Raw genomic sequence first — 2,794 nt, 5'->3', positions numbered from 1 at the left:
GTGCAGGCGCACGTTCTCCAGGGTGATGGCGAGGCCGAGACCGCTGCCCGTCGACCGGCTGCGGGCCGCGTCGGCCTTGTAGAACCGGTCGAATATGTGCGGCAGCGCGTCCGGGGGAATGCCTGGACCGCTGTCCGTCACCTCGACGACGAGCAGGTCCGCCTCCTTGGCGCCGGAGGTCAGCACGCGCAGCCGTACCCGGGCGGGCGCGCTTCCGTGCCGTAGCGCGTTGCCCACCAGATTGGCGACGACGATGTCGAAGCGCCGGGGGTCGAGCCGGGCGCGGATCCCCTCGGGCAGGTCGGTGGCGACCTGTTCGGGGTCGTTCCAGTGGCGGCTCGTCAGGGTCTTGCGGATGGTCTGGGCGACGTCGACCTCGTCGGTGTTCAGCTCGGCCGCCCGGGCGTCGAATCGGGACATCTCCATCAAGTCCTCGACGAGTACGGCCAGTTTGCCCGTCTCCGCGCTGATCAGCCGTACGGCGGCCGCGGTGTCGGGGGCGAGCCGGGCCGCGTCCTCGTCGAGGACCTCGGTCACCGCCAGCATCCCGGCGAGCGGAGTGCGCAGTTCGTGGGAGACGTCGGAGGCGAAGCGGCGGGCGCGTGCCTCGGCCTCACGGAGTTCGCCGACGGTCCGCTCCAGTTCGACGGCGGTCTCGTTGAAGGTCCGTGCCAGGTCGGCGAGTTCGTCGCTGCCCTTCACCTGGATCCGGGTGTCGAGTTGGCCGCTGCCCATGCTCCGCGCCGCCTTCCGCAGGTCGCGGACCGGGCGCAGTACGCTGCGCGCCGACAGCAGTGCGGGCACCAGTGCCACGGCGAGGCCCGGGAGGGCTCCGTCGCGCGCCGCGGTGACCATGGCCCGGACATTGGCCTCCTCGTCGGTCAGCGGCATCACGGCGTACAGCACCATCCCGGTGGGGCGTACCGTCTTCCCGGCCCGGAACACGGTCGGGACCGCGATGGTCAGCCACGGCTGGGACCCCTTGACGACCCGCTGGAAGCTGCCGCGGGGACGGGCGAGCGCGGCACGGCGCAGTTCGGGGGTGATCACGGTCGATTCCGGCCTGGTGCCGGAGGAGACCCGGACCGATCCGTACTCGGCGAACACCACCCAGGGGTGTGGCTTGCCCTGCCGGGCGAGCAGGCGCAACTGCTCCTGCAAGGACTTGGGTTCGACGGGCAGCGGTGTGCCCATCTCCTGGACCCGGTCGCGGAAGGAGGAGACCGCCGTGTCCTGGGCCTGCTCGAGGATGGCCGTGCGCGCCTCGCGGTAGACGAGGACCGCGGTGGTTCCGGAGCCGACGGCGGCGACCAGCAGGAACGCGAGCACCAGTCGGGTGCGCAGCCCGATGCGGGCCTTTCGGCGGCTCACCGCGGGCTCACAGCGGTCCGAAGCGGTAGCCGAAGCCCCGCATCGTCTGGATGTAGCGGGGACTGCCCGGCACGTCCTCGATCTTGTTGCGCAGCCGCCGTACACAGGCGTCGACCAGGCGGGCGTCGCCGTGGTAGCTGTGCTCCCATACCTGTTCGAGCAGCTGCTGCCGGCTGAAGACCTGCTCGGGTGCGGCGGTCAGGTAGAGCAGGAGCTTGAGTTCGGAGGGGGCGAGCGGCACGCGTTCGCCCGCCTTGGCGACGTTCAGTCCGGCCCGGTCGATCGCGAGATCGCCGTGGAACTCCACGGGCGAGCGTCCGCCGGGCTCCTCGATCCGCCGCAGTACGGCCCTGATGCGGGCCTCGATCACCTCGGTGCGGGCGGGCTTGACGATGTAGTCGTCGGCCCCGGCCTCCAGCCCGACCACGACGTCGAAGTCGTCGCCGCGGGCGGTGAGCATGATGATCGGGAGCTGGCCGGTCTCGCGTACCTGGCGGCACACCTGGACACCGTTCATCCCGGGCAGCATGAGGTCGAGGAGCAGGATGTCGGGGCGGAAGTCACCGATGGCGGCCAGTCCGGCCTCCCCGGTGTGCGCGGTGCGGACCGCGTGCCCGCGACGGCGCAGACCGAGCTCGATGCCCTCGCGGACAGCGGGGTCGTCTTCGATGAGCAGGACACGTGGCATGCGCGGAGTATTCCTCCCTACGAGTAAGTTGATCAAGCGGATGGACACCTCGGGCCCCTCGGACCGGGGTGTCCGGCGTCCGCGTCACGCCCGGCGGCGCAGTGCGCGGGGCAACGCGCCCAGGGCGGACGTGAGTTCGGCGAGGCGCAGCGGACGGGCCAGCAGCGCGAACGCCGCCGCGATCGCCGCCGAGCCCGCGGTCAGCGCAGCGAGGGGGCCGAGCGGCGCCGCGCATCCGGCCGCGAGGTGTCCGAGCGGGACGGCCGGGAGTGCGGCCAGCAGCAGCCTGGCCAGTGCGCCCGCCGTCGGGGAGCGCCATGGCGCGCGCCGCGGGCCGGGGCCCGGCGGGAGCCTGCGGTCCAGCACGTACGCGGTGACCGCCCAGCCCACGAAGAGCGCCACCGAGTACGCTCCGGCCATGCCGGTCACCGCCCAGCGCGCGGGCAGCAGCGCACAGGCCGTCGCGGAGAGACCCGCGTTGAGCGCGGCGATCACCAGGTTCAGCAGAAACGGTGTGCGGGTGTCGGAGAGTGCGTAGAAGGCGCGGGAGAGGACGTACTGGCCGGAGAAGGCGATCAGCCCCGGCGCGAAGGCCGCCAGCGCCCCCGCCATGACGGCGATGTCGTCCGCGCTCGTCCTGCCGTACTGGAAGGCGAGCGCCATGACCGGCTCGGCCAGCGCGATGATCACGCACTCTGCGGTCACGACGGCGTTGTCGCTGGGGAGCCGCTGGCG

The 2,794-nt window shown here is 72.3% G+C and carries 3 protein-coding genes; all 3 read right to left on the bottom strand.

The window, feature by feature from the left end; translation table 11 throughout:
• A partial coding sequence (locus ACFW2E_RS44750; RefSeq protein WP_384477324.1) for a sensor histidine kinase occupies nt 1–1,371 on the bottom strand: 1,371 nt, incomplete at its 3' end.
• Nucleotides 1,372–1,378: 7 nt separating this feature from the next.
• On the bottom strand, nt 1,379–2,059 hold the full coding sequence (locus ACFW2E_RS44745) for a response regulator (RefSeq protein WP_384477321.1): 681 nt from the start codon (nt 2,057–2,059) through the stop codon (nt 1,379–1,381).
• 84 nt (nt 2,060–2,143) lie between these two features.
• Nucleotides 2,144–2,794: lipid II flippase MurJ (locus tag ACFW2E_RS44740; RefSeq protein WP_384477318.1), on the bottom strand; the 651-nt coding region annotated here is incomplete at its 5' end.

The organism is Streptomyces sp. NPDC058964 (assembly GCF_042741275.1).
GTDB lineage: Bacteria > Actinomycetota > Actinomycetes > Streptomycetales > Streptomycetaceae > Streptomyces.
This window is presented reverse-complemented; position numbering and strand designations above follow the sequence as displayed.